The 16,283-nt window shown below is 55.9% G+C and carries 21 protein-coding genes; 4 read left to right on the top strand and 17 right to left on the bottom strand.

The window, feature by feature from the left end; genetic code table 11:
* Nucleotides 1–2: 2 nt before the first annotated feature.
* Entirely contained in the window at nt 3–509 is a 507-nt protein-coding gene (locus QUE75_RS14700; protein WP_286251296.1) for a sigma-70 family RNA polymerase sigma factor, read from the bottom strand.
* A 244-nt stretch (nt 510–753) separates the two neighbouring features.
* Here QUE75_RS14700 and QUE75_RS20615 point away from each other — a divergent pair, with 244 nt between their 5' ends.
* On the top strand, nt 754–1,101 hold the full coding sequence (locus QUE75_RS20615; protein ID WP_396631663.1) for a hypothetical protein: 348 nt from the start codon (nt 754–756) through the stop codon (nt 1,099–1,101).
* A 35-nt stretch (nt 1,102–1,136) separates the two neighbouring features.
* Here the strand turns inward: QUE75_RS20615 and dksA are convergent, their stop codons facing one another.
* Together dksA and zigA are read right to left on the bottom strand one after the other, a co-directional pair.
* Nucleotides 1,137–1,544: an RNA polymerase-binding protein DksA gene (dksA, locus tag QUE75_RS14690; protein ID WP_072676566.1), complete on the bottom strand. Its 408-nt coding sequence runs from the start codon at nt 1,542–1,544 to the stop codon at nt 1,137–1,139.
* A gap of 6 nt (nt 1,545–1,550) precedes the next feature.
* The gene (zigA, locus tag QUE75_RS14685; RefSeq protein WP_286251294.1) at nt 1,551–2,753 is read right to left on the bottom strand and encodes a zinc metallochaperone GTPase ZigA; all 1,203 of its coding nucleotides are present in this window, start codon (nt 2,751–2,753) and stop codon (nt 1,551–1,553) included.
* A 192-nt stretch (nt 2,754–2,945) separates the two neighbouring features.
* Here zigA and mtgA point away from each other — a divergent pair, with 192 nt between their 5' ends.
* Nucleotides 2,946–3,641, top strand: a complete 696-nt coding sequence (gene mtgA, locus QUE75_RS14680; protein ID WP_286251293.1) for a monofunctional biosynthetic peptidoglycan transglycosylase — start codon at nt 2,946–2,948, stop codon at nt 3,639–3,641.
* A gap of 25 nt (nt 3,642–3,666) precedes the next feature.
* On the opposite strand, the gene QUE75_RS14675 is transcribed toward mtgA, so the two are convergent.
* The 6 genes from QUE75_RS14675 to QUE75_RS14650 form a co-directional block, all read right to left on the bottom strand.
* Entirely contained in the window at nt 3,667–3,870 is a 204-nt protein-coding gene (locus QUE75_RS14675; protein ID WP_286251291.1) for a DUF3185 family protein, read from the bottom strand.
* A gap of 80 nt (nt 3,871–3,950) precedes the next feature.
* Entirely contained in the window at nt 3,951–4,520 is a 570-nt protein-coding gene (locus tag QUE75_RS14670) for an NnrU family protein (protein ID WP_106694884.1), read from the bottom strand.
* Between the two features lie 121 nt (nt 4,521–4,641).
* On the bottom strand, nt 4,642–5,049 hold the full coding sequence (locus tag QUE75_RS14665) for a PaaI family thioesterase (protein ID WP_286251289.1): 408 nt from the start codon (nt 5,047–5,049) through the stop codon (nt 4,642–4,644).
* Between the two features lie 28 nt (nt 5,050–5,077).
* On the bottom strand, nt 5,078–5,533 hold the full coding sequence (locus QUE75_RS14660) for a hotdog fold domain-containing protein (protein WP_061333049.1): 456 nt from the start codon (nt 5,531–5,533) through the stop codon (nt 5,078–5,080).
* Between the two features lie 76 nt (nt 5,534–5,609).
* Nucleotides 5,610–6,224, bottom strand: a complete 615-nt coding sequence (locus tag QUE75_RS14655) for a TetR/AcrR family transcriptional regulator (protein WP_286251287.1) — start codon at nt 6,222–6,224, stop codon at nt 5,610–5,612.
* A gap of 152 nt (nt 6,225–6,376) precedes the next feature.
* Nucleotides 6,377–8,113 carry an extracellular catalytic domain type 1 short-chain-length polyhydroxyalkanoate depolymerase gene (locus tag QUE75_RS14650; RefSeq protein WP_286251286.1) on the bottom strand — a complete coding sequence of 579 codons (1,737 nt, stop codon included), beginning with the start codon at nt 8,111–8,113 and terminating at the stop codon, nt 6,377–6,379.
* 210 nt (nt 8,114–8,323) lie between these two features.
* Between QUE75_RS14650 and QUE75_RS14645 the strand changes: the two genes are divergently transcribed.
* The gene (locus QUE75_RS14645) at nt 8,324–8,716 is read left to right on the top strand and encodes a DUF2784 domain-containing protein (RefSeq protein WP_286251285.1); all 393 of its coding nucleotides are present in this window, start codon (nt 8,324–8,326) and stop codon (nt 8,714–8,716) included.
* A gap of 8 nt (nt 8,717–8,724) precedes the next feature.
* On the opposite strand, the gene thpR is transcribed toward QUE75_RS14645, so the two are convergent.
* From thpR to fabG, 6 genes are all read right to left on the bottom strand, one after another.
* Nucleotides 8,725–9,261: an RNA 2',3'-cyclic phosphodiesterase gene (gene thpR, locus QUE75_RS14640; protein ID WP_286251283.1), complete on the bottom strand. Its 537-nt coding sequence runs from the start codon at nt 9,259–9,261 to the stop codon at nt 8,725–8,727.
* Between the two features lie 7 nt (nt 9,262–9,268).
* Nucleotides 9,269–9,481, bottom strand: coding sequence for a penicillin-binding protein (locus QUE75_RS14635; RefSeq protein ID WP_286251281.1), 213 nt, complete (start codon nt 9,479–9,481; stop codon nt 9,269–9,271).
* An 11-nt stretch (nt 9,482–9,492) separates the two neighbouring features.
* Complete coding sequence (gene codA / locus QUE75_RS14630; RefSeq protein WP_286251278.1) at nt 9,493–10,749, bottom strand: cytosine deaminase; 1,257 nt, start codon at nt 10,747–10,749, stop codon at nt 9,493–9,495.
* A complete protein-coding gene (locus QUE75_RS14625) occupies nt 10,746–11,402 on the bottom strand; it encodes a PucR family transcriptional regulator (RefSeq protein WP_286251276.1) in 657 nt (218 codons plus the stop codon). The genes codA and QUE75_RS14625 overlap by 4 nt, the downstream gene beginning before the upstream one ends.
* Nucleotides 11,402–12,685 carry a cytosine permease gene (codB, locus tag QUE75_RS14620; RefSeq protein ID WP_286251274.1) on the bottom strand — a complete coding sequence of 428 codons (1,284 nt, stop codon included), beginning with the start codon at nt 12,683–12,685 and terminating at the stop codon, nt 11,402–11,404. Before codB ends, QUE75_RS14625 begins: the two co-directional genes overlap by 1 nt.
* Nucleotides 12,686–12,959: 274 nt before the next feature.
* The gene (gene fabG, locus QUE75_RS14615) at nt 12,960–13,718 is read right to left on the bottom strand and encodes a 3-oxoacyl-ACP reductase FabG (protein ID WP_286251272.1); all 759 of its coding nucleotides are present in this window, start codon (nt 13,716–13,718) and stop codon (nt 12,960–12,962) included.
* A 378-nt stretch (nt 13,719–14,096) separates the two neighbouring features.
* Here fabG and QUE75_RS14610 point away from each other — a divergent pair, with 378 nt between their 5' ends.
* Nucleotides 14,097–14,837 (top strand): hypothetical protein, encoded by a 741-nt coding sequence (locus QUE75_RS14610; RefSeq protein ID WP_286251270.1) that lies wholly within the window; start codon nt 14,097–14,099, stop codon nt 14,835–14,837.
* 11 nt (nt 14,838–14,848) lie between these two features.
* Here QUE75_RS14610 and QUE75_RS14605 read toward each other — a convergent pair whose 3' ends face one another.
* Together QUE75_RS14605 and arfB are read right to left on the bottom strand one after the other, a co-directional pair.
* Nucleotides 14,849–15,694 carry a DUF72 domain-containing protein gene (locus tag QUE75_RS14605; protein WP_286251268.1) on the bottom strand — a complete coding sequence of 282 codons (846 nt, stop codon included), beginning with the start codon at nt 15,692–15,694 and terminating at the stop codon, nt 14,849–14,851.
* A gap of 170 nt (nt 15,695–15,864) precedes the next feature.
* Entirely contained in the window at nt 15,865–16,278 is a 414-nt protein-coding gene (arfB, locus tag QUE75_RS14600) for an alternative ribosome rescue aminoacyl-tRNA hydrolase ArfB (RefSeq protein ID WP_286251266.1), read from the bottom strand.
* Between the last annotated feature and the right edge of the window lie 5 nt (nt 16,279–16,283).

The following is a 16,283-nucleotide window of genomic DNA, read 5'->3' as shown; positions in this document are numbered from 1 at the left end:
CTTCAGGCAGCCTCCAATGACAGACAGCAGGCAGCCAGGCCCCGTGCCACATATTTCTCCACCGAAGAAACGGAAACGTCCAACGTGCGCGCAATAGCGGCATAGCTGTACCCCTCCAACTGACGCATCAGCAGGGCCTGACGCACATTTCTGGGTAAGCCATCGAGCATGTAGTCAATTTCCGTGAGGGTTTCGATGATGGCATGGTGGGTTTCAGGCCCCGGGGTAAAATTCTCCTGCATATGACTCAGGCTTTCCAGATAGGCCTGCTCAATCTGCTGCCTGCGGTAACCGTCTATCATGAGACCTTTGGCGATGCGAGTCAGGAAGCGCCTTGATTCTGTTTCGGGCGGTACCTTGCCACTTTTCAGTAGGCGTAGAAAGGTGTCCTGTGCCAAGTCCGCAGCCATCTGGGAGCAGCCCACACGCGAATATAGCCAGCATCGCAACCAAGGCTGGTTTTCTTTGTAGAGGGTGTTAAGGCGACCGGTGGCGTCAGAAGTTGACATGGATATTGAATGTTAGCAATAAGTGTTCGCAAATGATATTGATTAGCATATGCAATATCAAGTGGACGGGCCGAATAAATCAAGGTGATGGGGGCTTTGCTTTGCCAGGCCTTCACTTAATGGAGCAGACAGCAAAGTCTGCATCCGTCTTCTATACTGGTTGTTAGCTGATCAATCTCTTGTCAGGAAATAGAGAATCAGTCAAAACTTTCCAGAGACACAATTGTCTTCCAAGGAGGCTGAGATGAGCTGCAATGTCCATAAGCATCACCCTCATGAGCATGGCCCAAATTGTGGTCATACGGCTATTGAGCACGACGGTCACATTGATTATCTGCACGATGGCCACCTGCATCATCCGCACGAGAATCATGTTGATGAGCACAAGATTGAGGTGTCGGACACCAATCCTGATACTTGCACGCCTAACCATACCTGCGCAGGACACGCACCGGATCACGTTCATGGCCCGGGTTGCGGGCATGAGCGGGTGCCACACGGAGACCATGTTGACTATCTGGTGGATGGCCACCTGCATCACCCCCATGGCGACCATTGTGATGACCACGGGCCGGTGAAAGTCGCTGGCTGAGTTGCTTCCCCACCCGGACGTGGGGAAGGCAATGCTCAGTGCCGAAAGTTAAGCTCCTTTCGCTCGTTCAGGGTTTTCACCTCGGCACATAACTCCGCGGTGGGCCGCGCCAGTAACCTGGGTATCCCGATGGGCTCGCCAGATTCAAGGCAGTACCCATAGTCACCGTTGGCAATGCGCTTCATCGCGGCATCTATTTTCGGCAACAGGCGGCGCTCCCGGTCGACTATGCGTAGGGCCAGCCGGGATTCCTCCTCATATGAGGCCCGGTCTGCTTCATCGTTCATTTCCGGAGGGCTGGCCAGCTGTTGCTTTGCCGCTTCAATGTTGTCCATGGTTTCCTGGCGCAGGTCTTCGAGCAACTGTCGGAAGAACGCCAGCTGCGCCTCGTTCATGTACTCGTCGGCGGGCGCCTTTAACAACTCATCTTTTGTCAGTGTCATCTGATGTTAGTCCCAGGCCGGAAACGGATCGTTCAGCGTTTTCCAGAAAGACTTTCCGGCCAGCAGCTGCTCTTCATCCAGAAGGCATTCGTCCAGTTGGCGGGTGATGCTGTCCTGGTCGAGATTCTGGCCGATAAACACCAGCTCCTGGCGCATATCGCCGAATGGCTCTACCCAGCTTTCCATAATCGCCTGGCGATACTCCGGGTCTTCGGGCCAGTTTTTTTCCGGTACTGCTTTCCAGAACATTCCGGCAAACCCGTGACGGGCAATGCCGCCCGCCTGGCTCCAGTTGCCGGCAAACTCCGGGCGGGTGGCAAGCCAGAAATAACCTTTTGAGCGAATCAGTTTTCCACTGGAGACGCCCTGGTGCAGGAAATCATAGAACTTCGCCGGGTGGAACGGGCGGCGGGCCCGGTAGACGAAGCTGGAAATGCCGTACTCTTCAGTTTCTGGGATGTGTTCGCCACGCATTTCCTTCAACCAGCCTGGCGCCTGCTGGGCGCGTTCAAAGCTGAAACGACTGGTATTCAGTACCTTATCCAGCGGCACGACGCCTTGTTCGATGGGAAGGATCTCTGCTTCGGAGTTCAGGCTGCGCAGCACGCCCTTGAGCCTGGCCAGATTGTCTGGGGACACCAGATCGGTTTTGCTGATCAGCAGAATGTCGCTGAACTCCACCTGGTCTACCAGCAGGTCCGCCACGCTGCGTTCATCTTCTTCGCCGAGGCTTTCTCCGGTTTCCTGTAACGATTGTGCCTCGTCATAGTCTTTCAGGAAATTAACCGCATCCACCACAGTCACCATGGTGTCGAGCCGCGCGATATCCGACAGGCTGACGCCATCTTCGTCGGCGAAGGTGAAGGTTTCGGCCACGGGCAGCGGCTCTGAAATTCCTGTGGACTCGATTACCAGGCAGTCAAAGCGACCTTCTGCGGCCAGCTTGCGCACTTCGATTAACAGGTCTTCACGCAGTGTGCAGCAAATGCAGCCATTACTCATCTCAACCAGCTTCTCTTCCGAGCGGTTCAGCGTGACTTCCTGTTGTACCTGGGCGGCGTCAATGTTGACTTCACTCATGTCGTTGACGATGACCGCCACTCTCTTGCCGTCGCGATTGTTCAGGATGTGGTTCAGTACCGTGGTTTTCCCGGCACCGAGAAAGCCCGATAGAACAGTAACCGGAAGTCGTTTTTCTGTGAGCGGCATTGATCTTCTCCTGAAAGGGTCGGCGTTTCGGTTCTCGTGAATGTATATGTTATAACATAACACTAACTGCGTCGATCACCAGCGCTTCTCTCCCAGGCTTTCCAGATGGTAACCGCCAAAGCCTGTCGTGTCGGCTAACATGTACAGCCTGTTTGTTCGTGTTCAGCCAATGGCGGTGGGTAGGTTCTGTTTATGGCCAAGAGGTCTTTTGTTCGCACATCTTTGCGTATGGTGGCGATCGCGCTCGGTGTCGTTATCGCACTGCTGTTGCTGGCTATTCTGCTGTTCCGCTTTGTGAACCCTCCCACGTCGGCGTTTATGCTGGCGTATCAACTCGATAACCCGCCCCGGCCGTTACGGCATGAGTGGGTGCCGCTGTCGGATATTTCTCCGTGGATGCCGCTGGCGGTGGTGGCCAGTGAAGATCAACGGTTCCCCCATCATCGTGGCGTGGATGTGGATGCTATCCGTAAGGCTGTGTCGGAGTACAAGGCGGGGGAGGGGCTGCGGGGCGCCAGCACAATCACCCAGCAAACCGCCAAGAATCTGTTTCTCTGGAACGGGCGCAGTTTTGCTCGCAAGGCCATTGAGGCGGGCCTGGCCGTGACCATCGACGGCCTCTGGCCCAAGCAGAGGGTGCTTGAGGTGTATCTGAATATCGCGGAATTCGGCCCGGGCATCTACGGTGTGGAAGCGGCCAGCCAGGCCTATTTCGGCAAGCCGGCACGTTATCTTTCCCAGGCCCAGGCCGCACGCCTCGCCGCTGTTTTACCAAACCCGAAGGTCTTGAGCGTGAACTCTCCGTCGGCCTATGTGCAGGAACGGGTCGACTGGATTCAACGGCAAATGGCCCAGCTTTCCGGGCTGCGGTATCTTGAGGGGCTGTGATAGCCGCTGGCGACAGGGGCCTCCGTTACCTCCTCACAAACGTCAGAAACGCACCCGCTGCGGTTGCCGCAGCACCACCAATCAGATACCACATGGTTTCATCCGTGAAGCGACCGGTCAGCGCTTCGGTAACCTGATTGCCAACAGCCTGGCTGGACTGGTAGCCAAAGTAGAGAAGTGCGATGCCGACGACTAATAACACGATACCGATCAGTTTTGAGCTTCCCATTGCTGTTTCCTCGCTAAGATTCTATTGAGTTGTCTGTAACGACGGAGGTCACCTCAATCGCGTGTAGGTCACTTGTGTCGCTAAACCGGTGCGACGCCGAAGGCCCACTGATGCACCCAAAGCACCATCACAACATACGCGGCAAGACCACCGACCACGGCTATAGCGTCATTTGCTTTGGTGGCAGGAAGGGTCGCGATAGGCCGCTGTGTTCTGCGTTTCATGGAGATTCGGTCGGCAATCGCCCAGGCAAGGAAAGAGCCGAACAGAAGAACATCATGCAGCATGCCGTTGGCCAGAAGGTGGGCCAGTGCCCAGAGTTTGACCGCAACGAGCATTGGGTGGCCGATCTTCGCCTTGATCCGGCCGGGAAAGTAAGTTGCCAGAAGTAGTGGGAAAACGGGGATCAGGAGCAGCAGCGACACGTGCCTTAGCCAGGTGGGCGGCACGTAAAGGACGCTGGGGTCAAGCCGGGCAGCGCCGTAACCCCATATGATCAGCAGCAGGCCGGCGAGAGAGGCGAGGGAGTAGAGCCCCTTGAATGCCGCCTCCCCCAGAGACGCATGCAGTCGGTCCCGCAGCGGTTCATTCACGATAGACAACGAGTGAACGCCCAGAAACAGGACCAGTCCCAGTATCAAGGTTGTCATAGGCTCTCCTCTCCTTAGCCTTACGAGCGCTTCACCCGCTCTCTGTGAAGCGTCTTATTCCCGACAGACCTGGATAGTATAGTCACCTATGCGCGAACTACGAGCTGATAAACCTTTGGCGTCAGCTCGCCACCCTGGTAATGGTACCTTGAGCCACGGCGACTATCCTCTCTTCGCCGTTGTCCGTTGCGACGATCTCGCACTGGCATACAGCCTGGCGCTTGCCAGAGGAGAGTACCCGAGCCCTGGCGATTAATCGTTCCCCAATAGCAGGGCGAAGGTAGTTGATCTTGTATTCGGAGGTGACTGAATCCCCCAAAACCGAACCTCCGGCATAGGTCAGTGCATTATCAGCGAGGTAGCTGACCACTCCGCCGTGGACAAAACCGTGCTGTTGCTTGAGCTCTTCTTTCACGATCAGGCTCAGTTCCGCTTTGCCAGGCTCAAATGCTTTCAACTCTGTGCCCAATAGTACGCTGAACGGTTGTCGGGCCAGGATCTGTTTGCCAAATTCGAAAAGCTCCCCCATGGCGGGTTCCTCCTGTGCGGTGCGCCGGTTAGCGGGTATGTTTGATGTTCATATCGATCAGGGCATGAAACACCTCCTGGCCAGAGGTATCCGTCACAGAGACAGGCACCCTGACAGTCCCCTCCTCAGACCAGTCGAGGCTGGAGCCATCAGCGGTAGCGGTGAGGTCCGTTTTGGCCTTCTTGAGATATTTGACGGTCATGCCAGAGGGAATCCAGCGTGCCCCCTTGGGAACTGAGGCGTCGGTGAGCAACCCGCCGGCCAGTTCCGCCATGTTGCACATGGCAATCGCATGAACGGTTTTCAGGTGATTGGTGACCTTTCGGCGTTTTTTCATGGTGACCACGCAGCGGCCCGGGGCTAGAGTCTCTACCGTTGGTGAGATGCTGGAGAAGTACGGCGCGGTCTGGCAGACCGCACGACTGAACAGGGTTTTGCCCATGGGCAGACGGCTAAGCCGGTTGTAGAGGCTGACAACATTCATAATGCATTCTCCTGCGCTAGAAAAGGGCGGTCAGGAGATAGTGCCAATATTTGGAATTTATTTCTAGAATAATATTCTAGCTTTTTGAAAGAACTCTCCAGGCGGCCTCTGCAAAGAGCATGGCGTGTTCCGACGGCGGCGTTGGTACGCGCCCGGCCAGCCAGGCCCGACAGTAGTTCTCAGCCTGCCCAAGAAGTAGGGAGGCATAGGTTTCCCGTGGCAGAGATCGAATGTCGCCCTGGCTTTGACCCTCGGCCAGCCAACGGTGAATCACACTGTATTGCTCACGGTTCCTTTGCGTCAGTTCCTCCCGGTAGGGGCCTGCTGCCACACTGGCCCGCGCCAGAAACATGAAGCGAGCAAGTTCCGGTTCGTTGGTAACCCAGTCCATATAACGGGTAACCAGCGCTTCAATAACCTGTCGAGTGGTACCTGCGGCTTCTATCCCTGGCCATACGTTTGCCCTGTGATCGTCCAGGGCCGTGAAAAACAGCGCTGCGGCCAGGCCCTCTTTGTTGTGAAAATGGTGGTACAGGGTGCCAACACTGGCCCCGGAACGCTGGCGGATGATATCAATGGTGGTGGATTCAAGGCCGTGCTCAAGAAAGCAGGTCAGCGCGCAGCGAAGTATATGGCGTTTGTTGGCTTTGCGGGCACCGGGTAAAACACGGTCAAAAGCGTCCAGCGGCATGGGGTTCTCATGTCATGGTATTTAGAAGGTTATTCTAGAGAAATCTTCTGCCGGTTGTCGCGGTTTGTGGAGACGGGTTGACAGAGTGATAAGGTGATGTGGATGCAAACTGCGCCGGGGCGTCCCGACGCAGTTTGCCAGTGAGCGCGGCATCAGTCGCAGGAGCCCGCCTGGAAGAAGCCATCAGAGGTCTCTCTTACCCAGGTGTATACCCCGGAGACGGCGCCCAGAGACTCATCGCCACCAACGGTATAGTATCCACTGGCGTAATAAGCTCTCCCAGCAAGGTCATGATTCAGGTTGGTATCGTTCCAGTTCTGGCAGGTGAACTCACCACCACCTTCGTCATCACCGCCACCGGTTTCGCTGCAGGCTGCGGGCTCTGTCGCAAACCAGAGGCCGGGGTCACCCTCATGGAGGGTGACGCTGCTCCAGGTATCAAAGGAGCCGCCAATATCGGCATTGTCACCCGTGGTCAGCGCTCTCAAGTCGGATGTTCCCCCGGCATAAGCCCTGCCTGCCGTAATATGGGCACTGGGTGAGGTGGTTGCATGTGCGCAGGTTTCAGACGGAACGTTCGGGTCTACAACCGTTACGCCCCGTTTTTTCGTGGTGGTGTTATTGTCACTGTCGGTCGCGGTGTAAACGCATTCGTACTGGCCAGCAACTGCGGTATTCACGTCGGAACAGTCGGCGTTGACCACCAGCGAACCGTCTTCAGCATCGTCGGCGGTAGCGCCCGGATCTGTAAATGGTGTGTGGATGTCCACAACCATAGGGTCGTCGCCAATCAGGGTAATAATGGGAGAGCCCTCAGGTTCCGAACCGTCTCGGCTATGGCGGTTGAAAAAGTCCCAGATGATGTCGGGATAGCTTGGGCCAACCCGCACCGACCATTTCCCGTTATTACCGTTAGCCCCTCCAACCCAATAATGACCGTGATCGGTGTCTTGCAGGTTCGGAGTGGACAGCGGGCCATCCAGGTAGACGGTTTCTACAATCGATCTTGAACCGAGGGTGCCATCCTGTGTATGGCGGGTATGGACGCAGTCGTAGTTGTTCTGGAAATAGGGCGAGCAAGCCGTTGCAGACGCTTGGGTGGTGGCTGGTGAATCAAGGCCTGAGGTGCCAAAAACCTGCAGGTGGGCATCGCGGGTATTATCGGCTGCTGTTTTCAGTACCGTACAATCGTTCTCATTCTGTAGCACAAGCAGTGGAATCGGATAGGTATCATCCAGTTCGCTCTGCATGTCTGAAACAACCCGTGAGACACTGTGAAATGTCGCGCTGCCCGGACACTGTCCGGATAACGAGACAGAGGCAGCATCCTCGCCGTAAGGTAATCCCGCTGCCGGCGCGGCAGCTGCCCAGTATTCATTATGGGTAACGGCGGCCACCGTCGTCATTGCGCCACCTGAGGATAGGCCGGTGATGAAGCGTCGGTTAGGGTCGATGCTGAAACTGGCTTCCACCGCCTTGGCAATCTGGTGCAGGTCTTCCACCTCGCCTGCGCCCTCGTGGCGATGGTGCTCGAACCAGAATCCCCAGCAGTTTTCGTTCCGGAGGCCGTCATAACTGGTGATGAACGGTGCCACCAGGACAAATCCGTACTCATCGGCGGCTTCGGTCAGTCCCCAGTCGTTCAAAACGTCGTTATTGGTCTGCCGGCAGCCATGCAGGGCCATCACCATTGGCGCAGGAGTGGCGAGGTTGTCGGGTACGTAAACCTTGTAATCCCGGGCCCGGGATTGGCTGTATCCCTGTTGGGGCAGAGTGTAGGAGTGGGTCTGACCTGCTGCAACAGGAACGCTTTGAATAAGAAGTGCGGCAGAGGCGACAATGGCAGGGAATACCGAGCCGGCCCTCCGTAAGTTGAAGGATAATGGCATAACTGACTGCTCCTTATTGGATTTGTTTTTGGCGCAGAATCTCAAGGAAATATCATGCCACATTTTAACCAGCTGATTTTGATATGAAATTCAGATTTTCAGTGACGGGTGTTGACCGAACTTCCGGACAAGGTGTCTGATTAGCAGGACACTGGGAGCAATGGTGACAAGCCACTTTATTTGCGGTATTCCGCTCAGATTGAGGCGCCTATGGATACGAAGTGGTATCTGGTATTTGCAGACTTGTTACTGGTGTTTCACACCTTGTTGGTTGTGTTCGTCATCTTTGGTCTGGTGGCTACCCTGGTCGGTTACTTTCGCCAGTGGAATTGGGTTCGAAATCTCTGGTTCCGGCTGAGCCATCTTGTGGTTATTGGTATTGTCGTGCTTCAGGCCTGGCTTGGCGTGCTGTGCCCGCTGACGATCTGGGAAATGGAATTGCGTGCAAAGGCCGGGCAGGGTGGTTATGAGGGCTCGTTCATTCAGCACTGGCTGGAAACCATTCTGTACTACAACGCGCCGGACTGGGTTTTTATTCTGGTCTATACCCTGTTTGGGACGTTGGTTGTGGCAAGCTGGTTTCTGGTAAAGCCCCGACGCTGAAAGCAGTATCAGGGTTGCAAGGTAAACCGCTCAATAACGGTATAAACGGAGCCTCCTGGCCCAGGTGTGCTTTTATAAAGTACGAAGTCTTGAACCGGCATCAATCCAAACAGGGTGCCTTGGTGGCTTTCAAGCAGCGAGGCCACCGAACCCGCCGGATGTCGAAAACGGCTAAGCGTGATATGCGGTTTGAAGCTCGGGTTTTCGAGTGTGAACCCGTTGTCGGTCAACGCGGTTGCCAGATTTTTCTGGAGCTCTCTGAGTTCATTCTCCGGAGATACGCCCGCCCAGAGGATCTTGGGTTTTTCCGGAGAACCGAAACACCCCAGCCCCTGCACATTAAGCTCAAAGGGCGATTGGGTAACTCCCCTCGCCAGATCACGGGCCACGGCCACCTGCTGATCTTCTACCTGGCCAAGGAACGCCAGGGTCAGGTGCAGTTGCCCGCGGCTTTGCCAACGGGCTCCCGCCACTTGTGTTTTGACTTGCAGGAGGCTCGTCTTGATGGCCTCGGGAATCTCAAGCCCGAAAAACAGCCTTGGCATAACGCGTTCAGTAACAGGAGTTGGGGGAGGTGTCCGGATTAATCTCGCCGGCCACTTCCTCCGGGTCAATGCCGTGACTGACCAGTACCTCCCGGACGAAGTTCACCTGGGCCAAAATGCGGTCGGCATCGTCGCCGTATTCGTAGTGATTAATCTCGACCGGCTGGGGCATGAAGGTGAACGCGGTTTTCAGTGCTGTCAGGGTGTCCTCGTCAATCATTGGCATTCTCCTCAAAGGCACAGGTCAGTATCGTACTTGATGATATCCCTCTTGATCAGCAATTTCCCATCCCGAATAGACGCCAGTACCGGTTGTTGTCCCATCAAAACCTCATAAGGCGTTTGGCCCTGCTGAACAATGCACCGTGCCGGCAGTCCTTTGGCGATACCGTACTCTTTCAGATCCAGCGCAGCGGCACCGTTGTCGGTAATCAGTTCCAGGGATCGCTCGATGTGGCTCATACCGAGCATGTGGCAGGCATGCAACCCTACATCAAGAGTGCGCAGCATGTTGCCATTGCCGATGGGGTACCAGGGGTCGCGGATGGAATCCTGGCCGAAGGCGACTTTCAGGCCAGCGTCGAGCAGTTCCGGTACGCGGGTCAGGCCGCGGCGTTTCGGGTAGCCGTCGAAACGGCCTTGCAGGTGAAGGCTTTCGGTAGGCATGGACAGGAACCGCAGGCCGGATTTTTTCAGCAGGCGGAACAGGCGGCTGCAATAGGCATCGTTGTACGAACCCATGGCACAGGTGTGGCTGGCCGTTACCCTTGAGCCGTAGTCCAGGCGCAGGGCTTCGGCGGCGAGCACCTCCAGAAACCGGGATTCCGAGTCGTCGATTTCATCGCAGTGCACGTCCACCAGTCGGTCGTTCTTGTGGGCCAGTTCCATCAGCCAGCGCACTGACTCAACGCCGTAATCCCGGGTGAACTCGAAGTGGGGGATGCCGCCCACCACATCGGCGCCCAACCGCACAGCCTCTTCCATCAGTTCTCGACCATTCCTGAAGGAGAGAATGCCCTCCTGTGGAAACGCCACGATTTGAAGATCAACAAATCCGGCTGTCTGCTCGCGAACTTCCAGCATGGCTTTGAGGGCTGTCAGGCTGGGGTCGGTAACGTCGACATGCGTACGAACATACTGAATACCGTGGGCAGCAAACAGTTTGAGGGCTTCGGTGGCCCGGTTGATAACATCTTCACGGGACAACATCGCCTTGCGCTCGGCCCAACACTCGATGCCTTCAAACAGGGTCCCGCTCTGGTTCCATCTTGGTTCACCTGCGGTCATGGCAGCATCAAGGTGAATGTGAGGCTCAACGAATGCCGGGGTAACCAGGTTGCCGGCAGCATCAAGTTCGTTGTTTCCGGCGGGAGTTTGTACAGGTACTGGGTGTATGTCTGTAAAACGACCATCGGCAATGGTGAGTTTATGCAGGCCATCCTTGCCCGGTAAGCGGGCATTAACGATAGCATTCAGTGATTCGGTCATTTCGTCTCCTGATTCTGCTGCGCAGATGGTGCAGGCTTTAAAAGCAGATGGGCCAATAGCCTGGATTTGAAAACGTCTGCTTTGTCAGTTTCCCGCGATAGGCTGTCGGTGAGTTGGTTTATTCGGTTGCGAATGGTATTCCGATGGCAGCCCAGCAACTTTGCCATGGCGCTTTGGTTACCGAGGCACTGGATCCACGCCTCTATGAGGTCGGTCGAGCTGGCCAGGTTGTCGGCATCAAATGATTCAGTGCCGGTATGTTCTGACATCACAATAGCCCTGCCGATGACTTCAGTCACTTCAACCATCGGCAAAGAATAGGGCTGCTCAAACAATGGCAGTGCCAGATCGTCGGCCAGTGCGCACAGTGTTTTGGGTAGCTGACCAATGTACGCATCCCCGGTAAGAACCACCAGCCCGGCTACGTTGCACTGCTTACCCTCATACAGGCATTCCGCCAGATTCTGTGGGCTGCGATGGCGGCTGATGCCGGTTACAAATACCAGTTCGCCACCTTTAACCCAGTCTTTGAAGGAGCGATTCTCCGCGAGGTAGGGCCAGCGTACCGGGTTGGTGGCGGCTGCACTGCCACCTCGCAGCCGAATTGCGTCGAGCCCGGGAAGTCCCGGAATGTCGTTGCAGCGAAGTGCCATCAGGCGGTTCCCATAACCAGTGCCCGCCGTTCACGTACTGCCTGGCCGACCACCAGAATCACGCTGTAACTCAAAGCGGCTACGAGTACGCCGACGATTGGTGCAATCCAGGGTGAGCTATAGGCAGCGGAGGAGCCGATTGCGTAAGCGGCAAGGCCAGGTAGGTTGAACGCAGGTAGTGATGCGGTAGCCAGATCCGGGTATTGGCGTTTATAGCCAATAAAGTAACTGGCCATGATGACACCGCCGATGGGCGGGATAAACGTACCCAGCAGTACAAGAAAGGGAATCAGCCACTGATACATGCCCATCACGGCCAGAACCGTGCCTATGCCGGCGCCCACAACAGTGACCAGTTTTCGGCGGCGGGTGCGGACCAGGTTGCAGCCGGCCACGGCAAAGTTATAGACGGTGTTGTCCTGGGTGGTCCACAGGTTAAGGAACAGCATCAGGATACCCAGCGTTGCCAGTCCTTGCGCCACCATAATGTCGACAATGTCTGCCTGTTGATAAACCAGGGCACCAAAGGCGCCGATCAGGGTCATCAGGCCGTTACCCAGGAAGAAGGCCAATAGTGTGGCAATGACGGCCGTTTTGCCTGATTTGGCGAAGCGGGTCCAGTTGGTGGCCTGTGTTCCGCCACTGACAAAGGTGCCGAATACCAGGGTAATGGCAGCCGCTACTGTCATCTCGCTGGCTGGCGTGATGGACAGCAAACCGCTAAGCCCGCCGGCATCCGATGTGGCAATCGTCATACTCACGGCGACCAGAATGATCATGGCGGGTACCGCCACCCGAGATAGCCATTCCAGACCCCGATAGCCGATAAATGCCGTTACGCAGAAAGCAAAACCGAACAGAATCATCAAAGGCGTGGTCATGCCCTCGGGCATGCCTGTCAGCTTGACCAGAAGTATCGCCATGGTGGCCGTTCCCCAGGCGTACCAGCCAATCTGGGTGAAGCCAAGAATGAAGTCGGAGAGTTTGCTGCCCAGCTCACCAAAGGTAAACCGGCTCATCAAGGCGGTGTTCAACCCGGTTTTTGCCGCGATATAGCCAAGCATGGCGGCATAAATTCCTAGCAGCAAATTACCGGCGGCGAGCACCATCAACATGGTAGGGAAATCAAAGGCGACCCCGACACTGCCGCCGGCCCACATGGTGGCGGTGAAGAAGGTAAAGCCGAGAAGCACCAATCCCATAGACCAGACACTTTTTCGTTTATCCAGTGGTACCGGGCCAAGCGGGTAGTCCTGTTCTTGTGAGCTTGTTTGGGTTGCCATGAGGTTCACTCCGAGTTGTCTATCAACATATGGAGTGTTCGCAACGTTTATGCCATGTGTGGTTTGTTGGCATAAAAGTGAGTAACCATCGGGCTGAGCTTGTGCAAAGTGCACAAAAGGTGGTGCTGAAGCAGGTATGGATTAGCAGATTTGCGTGGAGTTGGTGCGGTTTTGGGGAGCGGGCATAATTATGGTGCACCGGGAGTCCGCCAGGGACTCCCTACGGGCTTTAATGTCACGTAGCTAAAACCTTCGGTGTAGTGTGCCTTGAAGGTCAACCCGGAATTGCGTCCGGAGATTCGGGTAGAACCTGCCCGCCATCAACAATGATTTGCTGCCCGGTGATGTAGCGGGCCTCCTCGGAGGCCAGGAAACAGGCGGCGTGGCCTATGTCGTCAGGGGTTCCCAGCGTATGGGTGGGAATGGCAGCACGCATCTGGTTGAGGTATTCCTCTCCCTGCGCCTGAAGACCTTCTGTCAGCACGTTACCGGGCATCACCGCGTTGATGGTGATGCCGCTATTGGCCACTTCCAGGGCAGCGCTGCGCATGAACCCCAGTTGGCCTGCCTTGCTGGCACCGTAATGGCTCCAGCCCGGGAAGCCAGTGACCGGGCCGGTGATGGAGGATGTCAGCACGATGCGGCCGTAACTCCGTTTCTTCATGTGTGTCATGGCGGCCTGTACGATGAAGAACGTGCCTTTCAGGTTGACGTTGTGTACCTGATCCCACTGGGCTTCGGTCATCTCATCCAGGTTGGCCTGCGGGAAAATGCCGGCGTTTGAGCACAATATGTCCAGCTGCCCGTACTGCTTTTCAATCTCGGCAATGGCGGCCTGGCAGTCGCTCTGTCGGGTAACATCCAGTTTGATAAACAGCCCACCAAGTTCCTTGGCTACTTGCTGGCCGGCTGCTTCATCAATACCGCCAATCACGATCTTGGCGCCGGCTTTGTGCAGCACCTCAGCAATACCTTTACCGATACCATGCTCGCCGCCGGTCACCAGAGCGACTCGATTTTCCAGGCTGAACATATTCTTCTCCTTGTAGTCGGATAACGTGTTGTTTGAGTGAAGCATAGTGGATTTGCGCTGTCCCATACGTGCAGACGGCGGGAATGGACAATGTCTCACGCGTGCACGGGGCGATATTGGACACAGATCAAGGACATGATCTGTTAGGGTGCCGAGCCTTGGACAGATCAGCTTGCTGGTCATCATTTCTGGAAAGCAAATTAAGGACTTCCTGCTGTGCAAACTCACGATGAAAGTAATTCCTACCAACCCGTTTCTGTTTCACCGCGCAAAGTAAAAGCGGGGCCGCCACTGAACTGGATTTCAGGGTCTATAAAACTGCTCCGTGACAACTGGGGCGTGATTCTGCCGGCATACCTGCTGGTGATTGTTGCGCCAGTGCTGATTCAGCTGGTTTCGTTCGAGCTGATGTTTCGAGGCAGTCTTTTTACGATGGTTCTGATCGTTTCTGCGATCGCGGTTCTGACACTGGTACTGAACGCCGGGATGATCGCCGTTTTTCACTCTGCAGCTGAAGGGCGTCCTCGATTCACCAGTTTGTTTGCTGCGTTTGGGGGGCACAGTATCGTTCACCTTGTGCTTATGTTGCTGATGATGGCTTTGGTCGCCTTGGCTATGGCATTGGTGGGTTACTGGATTGTGGGTATAGCAGATCTTGAGCGTGCGCTTTTCGGCACCGGCTACTACGGTGACGCCATGAGTTTCGGCTTGGGAACCCAAAACTTCATGTTGCGTGCCCTGTTCGTGTTCCTCTCGGTGGTGGCGGCTGTGACCCTGTTCGCTGCGCTCTTCTGCTATGTCGTGCCGTTGATCGTGATTGCTCGTGAAGGCGTCTTTGCGGCGATTGGTCACAGTTTTCGGGCGAGTTTCAAGAACCTGTTCGTGCTGATTTTCTTCGCCGTGAATGTGATGGCGCTGAGCCAGCTCTTTTTCTTCCCCCTGTTCACGATCAGTGCGTCAACGGCATCAATGAGTTTCTGGGTAGTGGCGATGATTCTTGCGGCCATAGTTTGGGGGGCAGTGCTTACCGGTGCTTATTACCTCTCGTTCCGGGATGTGCTGCTGGCGGACGAGCCACCCCTTGGTGAGCCGGCTCTGGACACTGCGGTAGCTGCATAGTCGGCGTTTGGTCAGAACAGCCCGATTTGCGGCGTTGAAACGTTCACTGGCAGAGGCTCCAGCTCCGGAAGCTTTTCCCGCAGAAGCTCCGTCCAGAGCGAGGCCAGTGCCACTGCGTGGCCGTTGTCGGGCATGTGCATGAAGACATAGGGCTGAGTGCCAGCCGCTACCCAGGCTGCCACTCGCTGCACCCAGGGTGCGAGAAATGCCCGGTTGGTCTCCAGGTCGGGATGCCCTATGTAGCGAATCACCGGCGATGCATCGCTGGGGAGGATGTGCACCGGAACTCGGGGCTTCTTGCGCTGGGCATCGACGGTTGATTCGCAGTCGGGCGTTGCCGAGAACAGCGCCCGGCTATCCAGTGCAACCCGGGCGAGCTTGCGGGCCCGCAAGCCTTGATTCAGGGCACGCTCCTCCTCACCCTTGGCAAAGAACGCCGGGTGCCGAACTTCTACGGTCCAGTCCAGAAACTCCGGTGCGGTATCCAGAAAGCGCCAGAGTTGATCCAGCCGCTCCGGGCCGAAGCTTGCTGGTAGTTGCAGCAACATGGGGCCAAGCACATCATTTAGCGGTTCAATCAGCGACAGAAAGGCCTCGAGTTCATCGTCAGTGCCGCTCAGGAAGCGTTCGTGGGTGATGGCTTTAGGCAGTTTGAACAGGAATCGGAAGTTGTCCGGAACCTGCTGCCGCCATAGCTGGCACTGTTCGCGGCTGGGGCTGGCGTAAAAGGTGGTGTTGCCCTCAACGGTGTTGAATACCCGGGCATATCGCGCCAGGGGCGTGCCGGCGGGTGGCAGTTGGCTGTTCCAGTTCGGGTCTTGCCATTGAGGGCAGCCAATAAAGTAGGGCAATGCCATCGCTCTTCCGTTGCTGTGCTGTGGATAAATTGATCACTTAAGGCGGGCGGATGAACCGGTTGATCAAATAACCTACGCATTCCACCAGCCCTTGTGGTTAAAGGGTTTGCACTGCCTATCCTTTCGTTCCTAACAAAGTTATCCACAGATGTTGTGGGTAAAACAGACCGTCAAAGCTGAACTTTTCCCCGGAGCGCCTTGGTTTTGCCCTTTTTCGTTTTACTGTCCACTCGCCGCCGTTGTGACCCCTTGGTAGGCTTGGTTGGGCGCCGGGCCCTCTTTTGTTTTACCGCTTCCTGAATGAGCTCTTTCAGTCGCTCCAGCGCATCCTCCTTGTTCAGTTCAAGAGTTCGGAAAGACTGGGCTTTGATCACGATGATGCCGTCTTTACTGATGCGCTGATCTGATAATGCCATCAGCCGTTCCTTGTAGAAAGGCGGCAAGCTGGAGTTGAGGATGTCGAAGCGGAGGTGAACGGCGGATGCCACCTTGTTGACGTTTTGCCCGCCAGCGCCTTGCGCGCGTATCTGGGTGATCTCAATTTCCCAGTCCGCCAGTTCAACGGCGTTGGAGATTTTCAGCATGGGCT

It is taken from the genome of Marinobacter shengliensis, assembly GCF_030297115.1.
Taxonomy (GTDB): Bacteria; Pseudomonadota; Gammaproteobacteria; order Pseudomonadales; family Oleiphilaceae; genus Marinobacter; species Marinobacter shengliensis.
This window is presented reverse-complemented; position numbering and strand designations above follow the sequence as displayed.